Source organism: Maricaulis maris MCS10, from assembly GCF_000014745.1.
GTDB lineage: Bacteria > Pseudomonadota > Alphaproteobacteria > Caulobacterales > Maricaulaceae > Maricaulis > Maricaulis maris_A.
Genome location: NC_008347.1, coordinates 1,275,216 through 1,292,087, shown reverse-complemented (window position 1 = coordinate 1,292,087; position 16,872 = coordinate 1,275,216). Strand labels below are relative to the sequence as shown.

The 16,872-nt window shown below is 62.9% G+C and carries 16 protein-coding genes; 3 read left to right on the top strand and 13 right to left on the bottom strand.

What is annotated here, in order from left to right; all coding sequences use genetic code 11:
- Window positions 1-28 precede the first annotated feature (28 nt).
- From MMAR10_RS06130 to MMAR10_RS06115, 4 genes are all read right to left on the bottom strand, one after another.
- Window positions 29-397 carry a DUF3088 domain-containing protein gene (locus MMAR10_RS06130; RefSeq protein WP_049755674.1) on the bottom strand — a complete coding sequence of 123 codons (369 nt, stop codon included), beginning with the start codon at window positions 395-397 and terminating at the stop codon, window positions 29-31.
- A complete protein-coding gene (locus tag MMAR10_RS06125) occupies window positions 394-810 on the bottom strand; it encodes an MAPEG family protein (RefSeq protein ID WP_011643116.1) in 417 nt (138 codons plus the stop codon). The genes MMAR10_RS06130 and MMAR10_RS06125 overlap by 4 nt, the downstream gene beginning before the upstream one ends.
- Before the next feature lie 131 nt (window positions 811-941).
- A complete protein-coding gene (gene guaB, locus MMAR10_RS06120) occupies window positions 942-2,411 on the bottom strand; it encodes an IMP dehydrogenase (protein WP_011643115.1) in 1,470 nt (489 codons plus the stop codon).
- A gap of 163 nt (window positions 2,412-2,574) precedes the next feature.
- Window positions 2,575-3,288 carry a DUF4336 domain-containing protein gene (locus MMAR10_RS06115; RefSeq protein ID WP_011643114.1) on the bottom strand — a complete coding sequence of 238 codons (714 nt, stop codon included), beginning with the start codon at window positions 3,286-3,288 and terminating at the stop codon, window positions 2,575-2,577.
- 171 nt (window positions 3,289-3,459) lie between these two features.
- On the opposite strand from MMAR10_RS06115, the gene MMAR10_RS06110 reads away from it, so the two are divergent.
- Window positions 3,460-3,882 (top strand): ExbD/TolR family protein, encoded by a 423-nt coding sequence (locus MMAR10_RS06110; protein ID WP_011643113.1) that lies wholly within the window; start codon window positions 3,460-3,462, stop codon window positions 3,880-3,882.
- Window positions 3,883-4,031: 149 nt separating this feature from the next.
- Here MMAR10_RS06110 and MMAR10_RS06105 read toward each other — a convergent pair whose 3' ends face one another.
- The 3 genes from MMAR10_RS06105 to MMAR10_RS06095 are packed head-to-tail and all read right to left on the bottom strand — an operon-like array spanning window position 4,032 to window position 6,821.
- Complete coding sequence (locus MMAR10_RS06105) at window positions 4,032-4,805, bottom strand: hypothetical protein (protein ID WP_011643112.1); 774 nt, start codon at window positions 4,803-4,805, stop codon at window positions 4,032-4,034.
- A gap of 58 nt (window positions 4,806-4,863) precedes the next feature.
- Window positions 4,864-5,703: an RlmE family RNA methyltransferase gene (locus MMAR10_RS06100; protein WP_011643111.1), complete on the bottom strand. Its 840-nt coding sequence runs from the start codon at window positions 5,701-5,703 to the stop codon at window positions 4,864-4,866.
- Window positions 5,700-6,821, bottom strand: a complete 1,122-nt coding sequence (locus tag MMAR10_RS06095; RefSeq protein WP_011643110.1) for a Ppx/GppA phosphatase family protein — start codon at window positions 6,819-6,821, stop codon at window positions 5,700-5,702. Before MMAR10_RS06095 ends, MMAR10_RS06100 begins: the two co-directional genes overlap by 4 nt.
- 234 nt (window positions 6,822-7,055) lie before the next feature.
- Here MMAR10_RS06095 and hspQ point away from each other — a divergent pair, with 234 nt between their 5' ends.
- Window positions 7,056-7,391 (top strand): heat shock protein HspQ, encoded by a 336-nt coding sequence (hspQ, locus tag MMAR10_RS06090; protein WP_011643109.1) that lies wholly within the window; start codon window positions 7,056-7,058, stop codon window positions 7,389-7,391.
- A gap of 314 nt (window positions 7,392-7,705) precedes the next feature.
- On the opposite strand, the gene MMAR10_RS06085 is transcribed toward hspQ, so the two are convergent.
- The 5 genes from MMAR10_RS06085 to MMAR10_RS06065 all read right to left on the bottom strand — a co-directional run bounded on the left by MMAR10_RS06085 (window position 7,706) and on the right by MMAR10_RS06065 (window position 14,734).
- The gene (locus MMAR10_RS06085) at window positions 7,706-10,726 is read right to left on the bottom strand and encodes a hypothetical protein (RefSeq protein ID WP_041636841.1); all 3,021 of its coding nucleotides are present in this window, start codon (window positions 10,724-10,726) and stop codon (window positions 7,706-7,708) included.
- A gap of 87 nt (window positions 10,727-10,813) precedes the next feature.
- Entirely contained in the window at window positions 10,814-11,638 is an 825-nt protein-coding gene (locus MMAR10_RS06080; protein ID WP_041636840.1) for a hypothetical protein, read from the bottom strand.
- A gap of 647 nt (window positions 11,639-12,285) precedes the next feature.
- On the bottom strand, window positions 12,286-13,293 hold the full coding sequence (locus MMAR10_RS06075) for a fumarylacetoacetate hydrolase family protein (protein WP_011643106.1): 1,008 nt from the start codon (window positions 13,291-13,293) through the stop codon (window positions 12,286-12,288).
- Window positions 13,294-13,445: 152 nt separating this feature from the next.
- On the bottom strand, window positions 13,446-14,075 hold the full coding sequence (locus MMAR10_RS06070; RefSeq protein ID WP_011643105.1) for a carbonic anhydrase: 630 nt from the start codon (window positions 14,073-14,075) through the stop codon (window positions 13,446-13,448).
- A gap of 191 nt (window positions 14,076-14,266) precedes the next feature.
- On the bottom strand, window positions 14,267-14,734 hold the full coding sequence (locus MMAR10_RS06065; RefSeq protein WP_011643104.1) for a tetratricopeptide domain-containing protein: 468 nt from the start codon (window positions 14,732-14,734) through the stop codon (window positions 14,267-14,269).
- A 105-nt stretch (window positions 14,735-14,839) separates the two neighbouring features.
- On the opposite strand from MMAR10_RS06065, the gene MMAR10_RS16105 reads away from it, so the two are divergent.
- Window positions 14,840-15,748 (top strand): LysR family transcriptional regulator, encoded by a 909-nt coding sequence (locus MMAR10_RS16105; RefSeq protein ID WP_011643103.1) that lies wholly within the window; start codon window positions 14,840-14,842, stop codon window positions 15,746-15,748.
- Window positions 15,749-15,801: 53 nt separating this feature from the next.
- Here MMAR10_RS16105 and MMAR10_RS06055 read toward each other — a convergent pair whose 3' ends face one another.
- Window positions 15,802-16,866 carry an isoaspartyl peptidase/L-asparaginase family protein gene (locus MMAR10_RS06055; protein ID WP_011643102.1) on the bottom strand — a complete coding sequence of 355 codons (1,065 nt, stop codon included), beginning with the start codon at window positions 16,864-16,866 and terminating at the stop codon, window positions 15,802-15,804.
- Window positions 16,867-16,872: the final 6 nt, after the last annotated feature.

Here is a 16,872-nt window from a genome sequence, read left to right as displayed (position 1 = left end):
GTCTTGTAAGGGCGCACTCGGGCGCGGTTTATTTCGGCTGGGCGCCGGTATAGCACGCCGCCAGCTGGCGGCAGATGGCCTTGGGGTCGGTATAGATCCGACGGCCATTCACCACCGCCTCCGGCTCGATATGGGCCACCGTGTCGGGGCTGAGGATCAGGGTCGGCGCATTCTGATGGTCCGCGTCCAGCAAGGCCACGATCTCCGCGCGCGGACGGGCGTAATCGACCCGCACCAGGGTGACAGCTTCAGCCCAATGCGGATTGACCTTGATGGCGCCCTCCATCGTGCAGCAATCGGCGCACAGCCACGGACCGCCCTCACCGTCACCCCAGGCGCCAGTCAGCAGGAAAAGAATGTCCTGCCCGGTCTCGAGCATTGGCTGGTCCTGCATCATCGCGTCACGATCCCGATCGCCAGCGTGATCCAGAATGCCAGCAGGACGAAGACACCGGCGGCAAAACAGTAAAAGCGCCAGCGCAGATGATTGCTGGTCGCATGGATGAAGGCGTGGACAATGCGCAGCGCCACCCAGGTCCAGGACAGGGCGAGCAGAACCGGCCCGCCAACACTGGTCACAACTGCCAGGATGACACCGACGAAGAACAAGACCGGCGTTTCCAACTGGTTGTGGAACGCATTGGAGACCTGCTGGACCTGTTTCGGCCAGGCCCGTTGACCGAGCATGATGTCAGCCGGCTTGACCTTGCCAGCGGCAATCGATCCCGTGCGCAAAAAAGCGGTGGCGAACAGCAGGACGAACGTCAGGGCGACTTGCACCAGGAGCGGGTAGATCAAAGCGTCAGACATCAGGCTTCTCCTTGAAAAGAATGGATGGAAGCGGGGTAGCCACCCCGCCCCGTCCCGGCAATCGCCGCCCCGGAATGGCCTTCATGCGAAGATGGCGGCTTGCCTTTCCCGGCTCATTCAACCCGGGCTGATCAGCTCGTGGTCGGATAATTCGGCGCTTCGCGGGTGATCTTGACGTCGTGGACATGGCTCTCGCGCAGACCGGCATTGGTGATGCGCACGAATTGCGCCCGCTGGTGCAGGTCGGCAATAGTCTTCGAGCCGGTATACCCCATCGCCGCGCGCAGCCCGCCGACCATCTGGTGCAGGATCGGGCCGACCGGGCCCTTATAGGGCACCTGGCCCTCAATTCCCTCGGGCACCAGCTTCATGCGCTCGGTATCCTTCTGGAAATAGCGGTCCGCCGAACCGGCCGCCATGGCGCCCAGCGACCCCATGCCGCGATAGGATTTGTAGGACCGGCCCTGGTAGAGGAAGACCTCGCCCGGCGCTTCTTCCGTACCGGCCAGCAGCGAACCGACCATGACGCAATGGGCGCCGGCCGCGATGGCCTTGGCCATGTCACCGGAGAATTTGATGCCGCCATCGGCGATGATGCAGGCGTCGGTGCCTTCCGCCGCGCGGCGCGCATCCATGATCGCTGTCAGCTGCGGCACGCCGACACCGGCGACGATCCGGGTCGTGCAGATCGAGCCCGGCCCGATGCCCACTTTCACACAGTCCGCCCCTGCCTCGATCAACGCCTTGGCACCGTCATAGGTGGCGACATTGCCGGCCACGACACGAGCCAGGCTGGAAGATTTCTTGACCCGGGTGACCTGGTCCAGAACAGATTTGGATTGGCCGTGGGCCGTATCGATCACGATCACATCGACACCGGCATCGATCAGCGCCTCGGCGCGCTCGAAACCACTATCCCCGACCGTGGTCGCCGCCGCACAGCGCAGCGCGCCCTGGGCGTCCTTGGCGGCATTGGGGAAGGCTTGCGCCTTTTCCATGTCCTTGACGGTGATCAGGCCGATACAGCGATCGCTGTCATCGACGACCAGCAGGCGCTCGATGCGGTGCTTGTGCAGCTTGGCGCGGGCTTCGTCCTGGGACGCGCCGACCTTCACCGTGACCACGTCGCGGGTCATCAGATTGCCGACCTTCTCATTGGGATCATCGGCGAAACGGACATCGCGATTGGTGATGATGCCGACCAGCTTGCCCGGGCGCGACGGCGTGGCGCCTTCAACAACGGGAATGCCGGAGATGCGATGCTGGGCGATCAAGGCGCGCAGATCGGCGAGCGTCGCATCCGGCGAGATCGTCACCGGATTGACCACCATGCCGCTCTCATAGCGCTTCACCCGCCGAACTTCCTCGGCCTGCTCGGCAATGGTCAGATTGCGGTGGATCACCGCCAGGCCGCCAGCCTGCGCCATGGCGATCGCCATACCGCTCTCGGACACGGTGTCCATGGCGGCGGCGAGCATGGGAATCTTCAGCGACACATCGCTGGCCACGCGCGTCGCGACATTGGCATCGGCGGGAAGAACTTCGGACGGGCCCGGTTGCAAGAGCACATCATCGAAGGTGAGACCTTCACGAATCTCCATGGGAGACTCCTCATTGCTGCTTGCGGCGCGGCAATAGAATGGATTCGAAGATGTGGCAAGGGATGGATGCGGGTGGTCGCAGAAATGTCGCGGTGTGGGAGACGTTGGGCGTAGCTTAGGGCGCGCTCGCAGGTGAACCCCACGGATCCCGTCATCAACCGCCCTAACGCAACCAGGCAAAGGCTCGCTTGAGAAAAGCGTGCGCATTGTCCCGCACCGGCTCACCATGCGCAAACAGAACGGTTGTGACCGGCCAGGAGAGAATACGGTCGATGGCTGCGCGCGCCAGCTTCCGGTCACGAAAGGCAAGGCGGAATTTGCCTGGTACGGCCGGTTCCGGGCCGGTCATCCGGTCCCAGCGCGCAACCCAGCGCCGCCAGCCGGAATACCAGTCGTCCGGCAGGTGCTGGATCAGGTCGGTGAAGATCACCGTGCCACTGGCCCGGTGGAAGAAGACGACCTCGGTGGTGATCCGGTTGCCGCGCACGACGACCTGATCGATCTCGCCTGCCCAGGCCGGGTCAGCGCTGTCAGTCAGCTCCCGATCGAATTTCAGATCGGAAAGCTGGGCGGCCATGCCCGGCGCGCCGTGCAGTTGAGCGGCCGGATAGGCGAACTGCCAGTCCGCCAGGGCGAGATGGTGCAGGCTGTTCGGCGCGACGATATGGGCGACCTCTCCGAGCGCGTCGATCTCGCGCTGCAGGGCCTCGTCGAGCGCAACCGGCGACCACACCCAGAGCCGGTCATCTTCGAGACGGATGACCATCATCCGGGTTGGATAGTGAAACCCGGCGACAGCCGTGACGACGTCACCGGACGCGGTCCAGATTCCATCTGACATCCATTGCAGTGTCGAACTGTCCGGTTCCGCGTCCATGTCGTCAGGCTAGGCACCGGGCACGGCCAGAACAAGCACGCGTCCGACACGCGGCCCCATTTTCGCCCGCAAATGGCCTTCCCGCCTCCCCGCTCCTGCCTTGCCAGCTCGTTCGACTGACAAGGCGCCGGGTGAGGCTGGCGCGGTCCATCGGCCAATGGGGAGGCCCACATGCGTAAACGTTTTCGCAAGCGCGACGACCAGGCAGAGGTCAACATGACCCCGATGCTGGACATCGTTTTCATCCTGCTGATTTTCTTCATCGTCACTGCGACATTCCTGTCGGAAGAGGGTGTCGATTTGCGCCCGCCGCCGGAGTGCGAAGGCGCGGGGTGCGAGGCGCCGAACCGGCCCGTGATCCTGATCCAGGTCGACAGCGACAACCAGGTTTTCGTCAACCAGGACCGGACCGACATCGAACGGGTTCTGGCCTCCGTCAATCGGCACAGGGCAGAAAATCCCGAAAGCGCAGTCCTGCTGGAAGTCCATGACGAAAGCGATCATGGCGTGGTGGTCCGGATCTGGGATGATATGGGCGCGAATGGCGTACCCGTCTCGATCCAGCGAACCGACGAGGACGGACGGGGTATGTGACCTTCCGCTTACGCCGACGACATGCTATAAATCAGGTAACGGCGACCCTCGCCGAACGAGCTAAAGGCGGAGCAACTGGCGTGTCGGTTTCGAAAGCGACAGCTTGAAGCCCAAAGTCATTTCGGTCCGCCTTACCCTTTCGGGCCGCCCTATTTGGGCGGCCCGATATATTTTGAGCTGTCATCCACCACGGTGAGATAACGCGCAAAGATGCGGTAGCGCAGGTCGCGCCATGTCTTTCGCGACAACTTGCGGGGATAGGAGGGTCGCTCTCGGCTCAAAGCGTGTTTGGGGTCGAGAGTATCGACCAGCGCGTGCACGACGATCCCATAGGCCATCAAGCGTTGTCGCTCGGTTGTATGGCGGGTGCGGGACAGGAAATCGACGAGAGGCCCTACCCATTCCTGCGCCAGAGGGTGCTCCTTCTGCCGCAGGGCAAAGTCAAGAAATCGAACCAGGTCGAGCCCCTCCGCCTGATCATTCAGCATGAGTTCGCCGATCGCTCTTTGCGATATCCGGTCCTGTAATCGCACACGACGGGATTCGAGGCAGTCGATGAAGGTCTGCAAAGTCCGTCCGCGTTCGTCACGCACGAATTCGACGGTCAAGCCGGCAGTCCGGAAGACTTCGATCTGGGCCCAGAATTTTGACAGAAGGTAGACGGTCGATTGCAGGTCCTTGGATCGCGCCAGATCGGTTGTGTCATGAAGCGGCTGGAAGTCCTGCATGGCAAGCGAACGCAGCTTGCCCACTAGCTCATCCGCAACCTTGATCAACGGCACAAGATGGGAATCGACGAAGGCCCTCGCCGACTTGGACTTCATACTGCGCGAGCGGTATTCCTGATAGGCGATATCAAGCAGTTTGACGACCAGCCCCCCGCCAAGTGCCGCCCCCAGAAGTTGTAGCCAGTCGCCAATCACGTGAACGCCTCCAAGGCTTCACTCTACCTTTGGGAGCGGTGGGCGACAATTACATGCGCTAGCCCTTGAAGCCCATCGCGACAACAAAGGTCTCGGCGCTTTCCGAACGGCTGGCATCCGGCTTGAAGTGGCGGACCTTCTCGAAATTGGCCTTGAGGAAGTTGAGCAGATCACTGTCGGATCCACCCTGGAAGACCTTGGCGATGAAGAAACCGCCGGGCTTGAGGGTTTCGACCGCGAAATGGGCCGCGAGTTCGGCCAGGGCGACGATGCGCAAATGGTCGGTGGTCTTGTGGCCAGTGGTCCAGGGCGCGAGATCAGAGACGACGGCATCGGCGGCGCCGCCCATCTCGGCCTTCACCAGGCTGGGCGCGTCGGCGTCGGTGAAGTCCTTTTCCAGCAGGGTCGCGCCGGCGATGGCTTCCATCTCCAGCAAGTCGATCCCGACCACTTCGGAGGCACCGGATTTCAGTGCCACCTGCACCCAGCCGCCCGGCGCCGAGCCGAGATCGACCACGCGCATGCCCGGCTTGAGGAGTTTGAAACGCTCGTCCAGTTGCAACAGCTTGTAGGCCGCGCGCGAGCGATAGCCCTCCATCTGGGCTTTCTTCACATAGGGATCATTGAGCTGACGCTGCAGCCAGCGGGTCGAAGAGGACTTGCGACCCCGCGCGGTTTTCACGCGCTCGAACATCTGCTTGGCAGCGCGGGCGTCTCCGCCCTTCTTCATCGGACCGGAGCGGCGGCCGCGGCGCTTGTCACTGCTGCCCCAACCGGGCAGGCCGGCCTGGTCCGGCGCGCCTTCACCGGCTGCCGGCGTCTCGCCATCGGGCTGGTTTTCGGCAGGCTCCGAGCCGTCGGGCGTCGCGTCTTCGGGTTTTTGATCGTCGTCGCTCATGCGTCTGATCCTGTCACGTCTGGCGCCGCATCGCCCGCCTTCTTGCGGCGACGCCTGCGCTTCTTGGACTTTCGCATCAGATTGAGCAACATGCCTTCGCGCAAGCCCCGGTCACCGACCCGCAACCGGTCGGCCGGCCACATCTCGGCCACCGCCTCATAGATCGCGCAGCCGGCGAGCACCAGCTCGGCCCGGTCGGCGCCGATGGTCGGCTCTTGCGAGCGACCGTGAAAATCCAGTTCCCGCAAGCGCTTGCAGGCGTCCAGCGCCTCATCGCCACTCATCCACAACCCGTCCACCTTAGACCGGTCATAGCGCGGCAGGCGCAGATGCACGCCGGCCATCGAGGTGACGGTCCCCGACGTGCCGACCAGATGGGCCCGACCATCATCGAAGATCGGCCGCATGGCCTTGGCGCCGCGCGGGGTCTTCATCAGGTCGCGGGCATAGGTCTTCATGTCCTGGTACCATTCGGCCCGGTCCTCACGCTCGGGAAAGCGTTCCGACAGGGTAACCACACCCACCGGCGTCGAGGTCCAGGACTTCATCGGCGGGCGGCCGCCCGAGTCCCGGCCACCGCGCCGGCGCCATTCGGCCAGATCGACCCAGGACAGCTCGGTGGAGCCGCCGCCGATATCGATCACCAGCGCTGCGTCGCGGTCTTCATCGAGCAGGTCGACGCAGCCATGCACGGCCAGGCGCGCCTCTTCCTCGGCGGTAATGAGATCGAAGGTCAGCCCGGTCTCGCGTTCGACGCGGTCGAGGAATTCAGCGCCATTATCGGCCATGCGGCAGGCTTGTGTGGCGATGGAGCGATGCTTGACGACGTTCTGGCGACGGATCTTGTCGGCACAGACCTTGAGCGCCTCGACGGCCCGATCCATGGCCCCCTGCGACAGCGCACCCGAGCCGGTTATGCCCTCGCCCAACCGCACGACCCGTGAAAAGGCATCCACGACATGAAAGCTGCTACCGGATCGCTGCGCCAGCAACATGCGGCAATTATTGGTTCCCAGATCGATCGCGCCGTACACGGGAGCTGGCGCGCGTTTGCGCCCTCTCCGCTTGCGTGCGGCGGCATCACTGCCCGGATCAGACCGGGACGATGGCTCCGCCATGATTTCCCTCTTGCCGACCGGCGCGCCGCATCCGGGTTCGGGAGGCGCGGCTCGAATCGGGCTATTTCTTTGTTGATTGCAGAATACAAGGAAGTGATTGACCTGCAAGGATGCGTGACGTCTGGCAGTGCAAGCCGTAGCTTAATGCAAGAAACACCCTAGATAGGGTCCCGGCGCGCGAGGATGGTCCGCGCGCGTTCATATGTGCCAGAGTGTGTGCCAGAGTAAGATGCCATGATCATTCGCGACGCCAAATTCGGATTGGGCGATGTGGTTCGCCACCGGCTCTTCCCCTTCCGCGGGGTGGTGGTGGATGTGGATCCGCAATTCGCCAATACAGAGGAATGGTACGAGTCCATTCCCGAAAATGTCCGTCCGTCCAAGGACCAGCCTTTCTATCACCTGCTGGCCGAGAATGATGAAAGCTATTACGGCGCCTATGTCTCGGAGGGCAATCTCCTGCCCGACGCCGAGAACGGCCCGGTCGAGCACCCGCAAATCGCTGAGGCCTTCGAGAGCTTTGACGGCACGCGCTATCAACTGAAAATGACGCCGGACCAGGCGCACTAGGGTCGAGCCGCCAGCGCGGCGTAGACGCGCACGGACCTAACCGTCCCTCCAGCCCGACGATCCCCGTCGACCGGGTGGACAAGGCCCCCCGGACAAGCCGGGGGATGACGGGGTTTGAGGCTATTGCGGGCAAGAGAAAGGCTGGCGCAGCGCGCCCATCAAATTGACCAATCCGAATCTCGATATCCCGCGACATTGCGGCCTCAAGATAACACCGCCAATCCGGCGATATATCGGTGCCTGTCACCATTTCTTACAACAGCTTCGTCAACTCTGAGCCGCCATGAGATGAATGCGCCGAGCGTCGATTCTACCTAAAATTCACATTCCTCTTCAAAGAAGCAGACCTCGATCGCTTCCTCCACCGTTTCCCGGATCGCTTCTTCGACAATGCCTTCGATGTTCTCGGCGGGGTCAGATTGCAATTCGTCGATGACCTCTTCCATGACCAGGGCAGCCGGCTGCACGGTCTGCGTGCCGTCTGGAATCGGAGCAGGACTTCCGGGGCAGTTTGGATTTTGAACCCATAGCCCGGTCCGCTCGTCGAAGGACCAGCAATCAACAGAACCGGCATTCGGCGCGGTCGGGGTTGGTGAAACCGTGTCAACGTTCGGCAACACGGACAGGCTCGGGCCATCATCCGTAATGTTGAGGTTCGGCTGGCCGGTCGTCGGAGCAGGACTTCCGGGGCAGTTTGGATTTTGAACCCATAGCCCGGTCCGCTCGTCGAAGGACCAGCAATCAACAGAACCGGCATTCGGCGCGGTCGGGGTTGGAGAAACCGTGTCAACGTTCGGCAACACGGACAGGCTCGGGCCATCATCCGTAATGTTGAGATTCGGCTGGCCGGTCGTCGGTAACTGGACCGATTGCAAAGACTGTGGCTGCCCGAGCACAGGCGATATGGGCGATGCAGGTGCCGGTGCCGGGCTGCACATATTGAGTTGGCCACCGCTGGACGCCGTGAGGCCGGAAAAAACCGAAGCGATAAAAGCGGAATGCGGCATTCCGTTTGGAGAGAAGGACTGCAGATAGGCAGTGTAATTGTCCGGGTTTGTGCGATCCGGCATGCCCGTCACATTACCGGCGGGGATGCCATTGCCGGCTGCTGCGATCGACAAGATCTGGCTCGCCCGAGCGCGCACGCCATTGTCCAGAAGCACGATGTCCGGATTGTTCGGATCGCGCGGCAACCTGGCGACACCCTCAATCAACTGGGCCTGCGTCGCCGTGCCGGCTCCTAGCGCGTTATCAAGCGCACAATTAGAGTCGAGGAAGACGCCAAAATTGGTCATATTGGCGCCACTGCCAGCCACCGCGGCGGGATTGTTGGGCGTCGGCGACTGGACCGACAGGGGCTGTGGCGGTTGGAGCACAGGCAATGTGGGCGATGCCGGTGTCGGTGCCGAGCTGCACAGATTGACTGGGCCGTTGTGAGACGTCGTAAGGCCAGAAAAGACCTCACCGATAAAACTCGAATGCGGCATTCCGTTTGAAGAGAAGGACTGCAGATAGGCAATGTAATTGTCCGGGTTCGTGCGATCGGGCGTGCCCGTCACATTACCAGCGGGGATGCCATTGCCGGCCGCCGCGATCGACAAGATCTGGCTCGCCCGGGCGCGCACCCCATCGGCTAAAAGTACGATGTCGGGATTGCTCGGATCGCGCGGCAGCCTGGCCACTGCCTCGACGAATTGGGCCTGCGTCGCCGTTCCGAGTTGAATGGCGTCTTCCAGCTCACAAGCAAGGTTGATGCTGACCCCCTGATGGGTCATCTGAACCCCACTTCCGGCAATCGCGACGGGATTGCCGGTCGTTGGCGACTGGATCGACAAGGTTTGTGGCTGCTGGAGCACAGGCGTTACAGGCAAAACCGGTGCCGGTGCCGGGCTTCCGATGGAGACGTTGACTTGGCGCGGCGCCGGCGCAGGGGCGCACAGGTCAACCGATCCGCCGAGCGAAGTGGCAACGCCCCTGAATATCGCGGTGACAAGGGCCTGGTGCGTCAGCGCATTGCCGCCATTGTCGTGGACGAGATACGCCATGAGATTGTTCGGATCGGACCGATCCGGCGGGGTGGATAACGGGCTAGCAGGCAGTCCGGATCCGCCAGCGACGAGCGCATTGATAGCGCCGAGCTGCGCGCGTGCACCGTTTGCGAGCAACACGATTGAGGGATTATTCGGATCGCGCGGCAGCCTTGCGACCGCCTCTGCGAACTGGGCCGGCGTCGCCGTTCCGAGTTGAATGGCTTCATCCAGCGGGCAGGTCATGGCTACCGTTGGCGTGGCATTGCCGGCTGGCATATTGAGGTTGCCGGGCGCGGCGACAGGCGCCACACCGCCAGACACGGGCGATTGGACCACAGGGCCGAGCAATACGTCGGTCACAATGTTTTGCGAAGCCGGGGTTGGCGCCGGGCTGCACAAATCAGCCGGGCCGCCGCCAGACGGCGTGAGGCCGGAAAAAACCGAAGCGATAAAAGTGGAATGGGCTATCGCGGTTCCACCGCTACGGTACAGCAGATGGGAAATGTAATTGTCCGGGTTTGTGCGATCCGGCTCGCTCGTCACGGGGGCTGCGGCAATACCGTTGCCCGCTGCTGCAATCGCCAAAATCTGGCTCGCCCGAGCGCGCACGCCATCGTCCAGAAGCACGATATCCGGATTACTCGGATCGCGCGGCAGCCTGGCAACAGCTTGAGCGAATTGGGCCTGGGTCGCCGTTCCGCTAGAAACGGCCCCAACCAGCTCACAAGCATACCTGCGCATAGGTTGCCGAGTCGCGGCGGCGCTGAACGCAGCGGGATTATTGGTCGTCGGCGACTGGATCACCGGGGGTTGTGACGGTTGAATCACAGGGCCGAGCATGGCCTGGGTCACAATGTTTTGCGGAACCGGGGGCGGCGCACACAGATCAACCGTTCCGAACAATCCCGTCGAGACGCCGCTGAAAACCGCGTACATGAAATCGCTGTGCGACATGGCACGTTGATTGTTGCTGAACTGCAGATGGGCGACGAAATTGGCCGGATTGGCCCGGTCCGGCGCGCTCGCCACATTGCCGGCTGGAACGCCATTGCCGGCCGCTGCAATCGCCAGGATTTCCCGGGCACTTGCGCGTACACCATTGTCCAGCAACACAACATCAGGATTCCGCGGATCCCGCGGCAGCCTGGCAACTGCCTCGGCAAATTGGGCTTGCGTTGCCGTTCCTGCGGCTATGGCTGCATCCAGTTCGCAGCTAAAGCCTGACGAAGTAACGAGGCCTTGAGCGCCGACCGCAACGGACGCGGTCAGGCTGAATGTACCGGCAATGACGGCGGCAGCGAACATGCCGGCAAGTCGTGATGTTTTCATGTTCCGGGTCCTTCGGTCGGGCCTTGGCCGCGGCGCCCCTGGCGCGCGGCTTGAATTCAACGTCTAGAAGCGTTGATTGATGCTGAAACTGATGATCGTCTGGTCGTAATTCGCCGACGGCAGGTTCGAGCTTGAATCCAGATGGCTGGCGGAGCCTGTTATGGACAATCCGCTGTCGAATTCCCGAGACAGCGCGGCCTGATATCTGCGGCGCGTATCTTCTCGGGTAACGCCGTAATACGGATCGAGCCGGTCATAGCTGCGCTCCGAGATGCCGGCGGTGAGCGACAGGCGGAGCGGTTGATCGATCAACCGGAGCGGTTGGGACAGGTTGATGGAGACGGTGGTGGAGTTGTTATCCAGGAAGTCCGAACTTGCGTCTTCACCGGCCTGGCTCAATTCCAGTCGAATTCGGGTATCGCCAAATCGCCGCGATGCCGAAATGCCGACGCTGTCGGCGCTTGCGTCCCGTTCTGACAGGGCCGCGTCGAATGTCTTTTCCGTCGCTGTGTAGCGACCGACCAGCACCCAACCCCATGGCCCCGGCGTTCCAAAGAACAGGCTCGCCACGTCGATCTCCAGGAAATCTTCGCCGTCGAGCTGGTAGCGCCCGATGGCATAACTGCCGCCGAGGACCGATACGCCAACGCGATGGGTGTAGGTCGCCGTGCCAAGATGGAGGTTATTGTCCCGCGATCCGATTGCACTGTAGCGCGTGCCGGAGAAGGCGTAATCAAGCGACAGGCGACCATTGTCACCGATTTGCCACTTGCCGTTTGCACTCCCACGCAGCGTAATCGAGCTGTCGTCGTCCGATGAGACGCCCGCGCCCGACAGGAAAGCGATATTGTCGCTATTCGACACCGTCAGCCCGAGGCTGAAGCTCAAGTCCCCATCGCCAGTTTGTGCATCAGACGCACTTCCAAAAGCTCCCGCCAATCCGACGGCAGCGATAACTCCAAGCAATGGTTTCATATGCAAGTGCCCCAACTCTCGTAGCAAACAAATTTGCATAGTGCCTTTTCACCGTCAACGGCGTGGCTCGCCGAAACCATTCATATCAATCATTTACCAGAACGTGTGGGGGCCGACTTCCTTGATTTGGCGACGGCCTTACTGCGAAATCGCTCAAGGCCTCTGTGTAAATTGCGGCGCCCCAAACCGTGTCGCCCCGCCTCGAGAACCCGAAAACCGGCCCGACCCATGCTCTAAAAATGACCGAAACAAATGGTGACAGGCACCAATTAATTCTCGGATTCAGGCTGCGCCGTTATCCATTGCCGGGTGAAAGCCGAATCCGGTTCTTCAGCTCAAGGGTTTCAACCGCGAAGCGGCGCCTGCGGCGCCCTTGACCTGAAGAACCGGATACGGCCCGCTGGCTGACATGGGTTTTATGGATAGCTCCCGCGCCGGGCGCAGGATATTAGGTGCGCCCCGGTCTTCCCCACGCGAACCGGCAGATCGCTGCCCGCAACGAAAAAGGGCGGGATCATCGCCCCGCCCTTTTCTTGCCTTGCCGGGATGGTTGCCCGCCCTCAGGCCTTGACCACTTCCTGCTCGATGGCGCCGAAGATGGACTTGCCGTCCTTGTCCTTCATCTCGATGCGGACCGTGTCGCCATATTGCATGAAAGGCGTGCTTGGCTTGCCGTCATTGATCGTTTCGATCATGCGGATCTCGGCGATGCAGGAATAGCCGACACCGCCTTCACTGATCGGCTTGCCGGGACCATCATCGAGCTTGTTGGACACTGTGCCGGAGCCGACAATCGTGCCGGCCGTGACCGGGCGCGTCTTGCCGAGGTGGGCGATCAGCTGGCCGAAATCAAAGGTCATGTCGACGCCGCACTCGGCCTTGCCGAACAGCTCGCCATTATATTTCACCAAGAGCGGCAGGTGCAGCTTCTTGCCATCCCAGGCCTCACCCAGCTCGTCCGGCGTGACAGCGACCGGCGAGAAGGCGCTCGGCGGTTTGGCCTGGAAGAAGCCGAAGCCCTTGGCCAGCTCACCGGGGATCAGGCCGCGCAGGGAGACGTCATTGACCAGCATCACCAGGCGGATGGTCTTGGCGGCGTCCTCGACCGAACAACCGGCCGGCGCGTCGCCGGTGATGACAGCGACCTCGCCCTCCATGTCACAGCCCCAGGCCGTGTCGCCGAGCGGGATATCGGCGCGCGGGGCGAGGAAGGCGTCGGAGCCGCCCTGATACATCAGCGGGTCGGTCCAGAAGGTGGCCGGCATCTCGGCATTGCGCGCCTTGCGGACCAGTTCGACATGGTTGACGTAGGCTGACCCGTCGGCCCACTGGAAGGCACGCGGCAACGGCGACAGGGCCTCGCGTTCATGGAAGCGCTCGCGCGGAATGGTTTCACGCTCGAGTTCTTCTGACAGGGCGCGAAGCTCGGGCTCGCACCGGTCCCAGTCATCAAGGGCCGCCTGCAGGGTCGGCGCGACCTGCCGGGCATCCGCACACCAGGCGAGATCTTTTGAGACGACGACCAGGCGGCCATCCCGGCTGTCAGATTTGAGCGTTGCGAGTTTCATCCTGTCACTTCCCTGTGCATCGATTGTGGTCCCGACGTGATGATCCGCCGGTTGAAATGTTGCGAAGCAGGCTGGCGCCCGATGCGCGGCAATTGAAAGAGGCGGGCGCAGCCAGATCTGGAGTCCGCGTCGGACGCGGGACTGCGGCGAGGCTAGACCGGATGGAATTCGCCGTCTTCCCCCATCCACTCCAATACCCCGTCATGAATCGAGAAGCGGGCCCCGTGCAGTTGCAGCCCGCGGTCCTGGATCGCCTGTTCGACAAAGGGGAATTGGTGCAGCCGCCGGATCGAATGCCGGATCGAATTGAGCTCGAGCGCATCACACAGCGTCTCGCTGTCGGCGTCGCCATGATGCGCATGCACTTCGGCCCGCGCCGGTTCGAGTGGCTCCAGCCAGGGGCCGACATATTTGAAGGACAGGCTGTCGAGGCCGGCGACGCAAGCCGCCACGCCGCCACACTGGCCATGCCCCATCACCACGATATGGTCGACACCCAGGGCGCTGACAGCAAATTCGATCGCGGCCGAGACGCCATGGCGTCCGCCATCATCATCCATCGGCGGCACGAGATTAGCGACATTGCGGACCACGAACAGATCGCCCGGGCGGGCGCTGAACACCACTGCCGGGTCCACCCGGCTGTCGGAGCAGGCAATGATCAGCGTGTGCGGATTCTGGCCCTTGGTCAGCTCGGCATAGTGCGCCCGCTGGGTCTTGTAGGCATCGCGGCGAAATTCGCGATAGCCATCCAGCAGGGGTTTGGGGGGTTGGTCCGGCATGCGTCGCTCCTGCGTCTGGCCGGGCAAGGCTGGCCACTCACATCGATAGCGCCGTTTTAGTTGCAATCGAAACCGATTTGAAGCCCGGGCCCGCAGCCTGGTGCAAGCCTGTGCTCAGCGACAAAAAAGCGGCCGGAGCACAACACGCTCCGGCCGCCAGTCTGTGCAGCATGCAAACCTGTCTGGGAGGATTAGTTTGCCGAGGTGCACGAGGCCATTGCGAGATTCGCGGTCACTTCGTCCTCACCGGTCGAGGCAGCGTCGGCGGCGCGGAAATCGGCCAGGGCCGCCTCCGTATTGCCAGCCAGCCAATGGGCCGCACCACGATTATTGAGCGCACGCCAGGCATTGTCGCGCAGGGCCAGGGCCTCGCCGCAAGCCGAGACGGCCGCTTCATACTCACCACTGCCCGCATAACCGGCGCAGAGATTGGACCAGGCGGCGGTCTTGTTGCGCGAAGACAGGCCGGTTTCAACTAGGCCTTCGCCGATCAGCACCACATTGGGCCACTCGCCGCGCTCGACGGCGTTGTACTGGGCACGTACCGTACCGTTGGCAGTCCGGTGGCCGACCAGGGTCGGTTCGGCGTCACAGGTCTGGGCAATTCCGGCTGGCGTTGCGATGGCGGCCAGGGCGGCCGCGAGAAACATTGAGCGCATGATCAATCCCTCCGATATGAGCAATGCGGTAAACACTGTTCATAATTAGAACGAAGTTCCGCGAATGGAATTGACGATATCATCATCCTTGGAATACAAATTCGTATGGATGACTGGTCTGATTATCTCGTCTGCCTCGCCGTTTCCGAAGCAGGCAGCCTGACCGCCGCGGCCCATGAGCTCGGCGTCAGCCAACCCACGGTTACACGGCGCCTGCAGGCGTTGGAATCCCGTTTTGGCGAACCCCTGTTCGAGCGCGAGCAGGGGCAGACACGACTGACCCCGCTCGGCCGGAAAGTGACCGCCCATGCCGCGCGCATGCGCGACGAGGCGTCGGCCATCGAGCGCGCCGCCATGGCCCAGGACCAGTCCCTGTCAGGCCTGGTGGTCGTCTCCGCCTCGGAAGGCCTGGGCGCCGACTGGCTGCCACTGGCGCTGGAGAGTTTTCAGGCCGCCAATCCCGGCATTGGAATCGATATCGCAATCAAGAATAATTCAGCCAATCTGGCCGATCGCGAGGCCGATATCGCCCTGCGCTGGAACGGCCCCGGCACCCAGCAAAGCCTGGTCGGACGCCGTGGTGCCACGGTCGGCGCCGGCCTCTATGCCGCCAAGAGCTATCTCGACAAGCATGGTCGTCCGAACGCCGTGGAAGACCTCGCCGACCATGCCGGTGTCGGCTGGTCGATTGGCGATTATTTCGGCTGGCCATCGACGCAGACAGGCGCTCCGGTCCTGCCGCGGCATGTCTCCTTCAAGTCCAACAGCCCCGCCTCCCACGTCAAGGGGCTGGAGGCCGGTTTCGGCGTCGGTGTGACCTCGCACCGGCTGGCGCGCAACAGCATCTATCTCGAACGCATCTTGCCGGACTTTGAAAGCTCGCTGGACCTGTGGGTGGTCGCCCACGAGACGGTCCGCAAGAGCGCGCGTGTGCGGGCCGCCTACGACCATATCATCGCGCAAATGAAGGCCGACGCGGCCTATTTCAGCCGCGGCGAACCGTCGACGCTCTAGCAATCGGTCAATACGGGACGAGAACGCCGACAGCTACAGTCTTTGCAGCGACGTCAGTCCTCGTCTCCGTAAATCGCAACCACCGGCTCACCGCCCTCGCTCAAGCGGGCCCGATACATGCCCGGCGTGTTGAAACTCCAGGCGATCTCGCCGCCCGGCGTAAGCGCGACGATGCCGCCATCGCCGCCCATCGCCGTCAGCTCGTCGCCGATGACCTGGTCGCTGGCGGCCTGCAGGTCGAGGCCCTGGAACTCCACCAGGGCACAGATCCGGCTGGCGACCGTCAGGCGGATGAAATACTCGCCCGTCCCCGTGGCTGAGACACCGCAGCTGGCATTATTGGCATAGGTCCCGGCTCCGATGATCGGGCTGTCACCGACCCGGCCCCACCGCTTGGCGGTCGTGCCGCCGGTCGAGGTGCCCGCCGCAATGTTTCCGGCGCGGTCCAGGGCGACCACGCCGACAGTGCCGAAGCGGTGTTCGCGGGCGTCGCGATCCAGCTCGCCATGATCAACCCCGGTCGGAGCGGGCGCTCCATCCGGACGGGACGGGATTGGCAGACCCAAAGCACCCAGCGAGCGCTCCATCGCCGCCCAGCGCCGTTCGGTGAAGAAGTAGGCCGGAGGTACGATTTCCAGCTCCTGCTCGCGGGCAAAGGTCTCGGCGCCCTCGCCCTGCAACATGACATGCCGGGAATTGTCCATCACGGCACGGGCCAGGGAAATGGGATGGCGGACCTGGGTCACACCGGCGACCGCGCCGGCCTCCAGGCTCGCCCCATCCATGATCGAGGCGTCCAGCTCGTTGCGGCCGGCGGCCGTGAACACCGCGCCGCGCCCGGCGTTGAACAGCGGATCGTCTTCCATGCCGTGAATGACCGCTTCGATCGCATCAAGGGCGCTGCCGCCCTGGTCGAGGACAGCCTCGCCGCGAACGAGCGCGGCATTCATCGCATCGCGATACTCGGCCTCGCGCTCGGGCGTCATGGCGCCGCGCTCGATGACGCCGGCACCGCCGTGAATGACCAGGGCCCAGCGGCCCTCCGATTGCGCCTGACTGCCCGCCGTTGCAAGCATGGCGCCCGCGGCTGCGACAGCCGTGATCATGAAACGAAGCATGTGAAA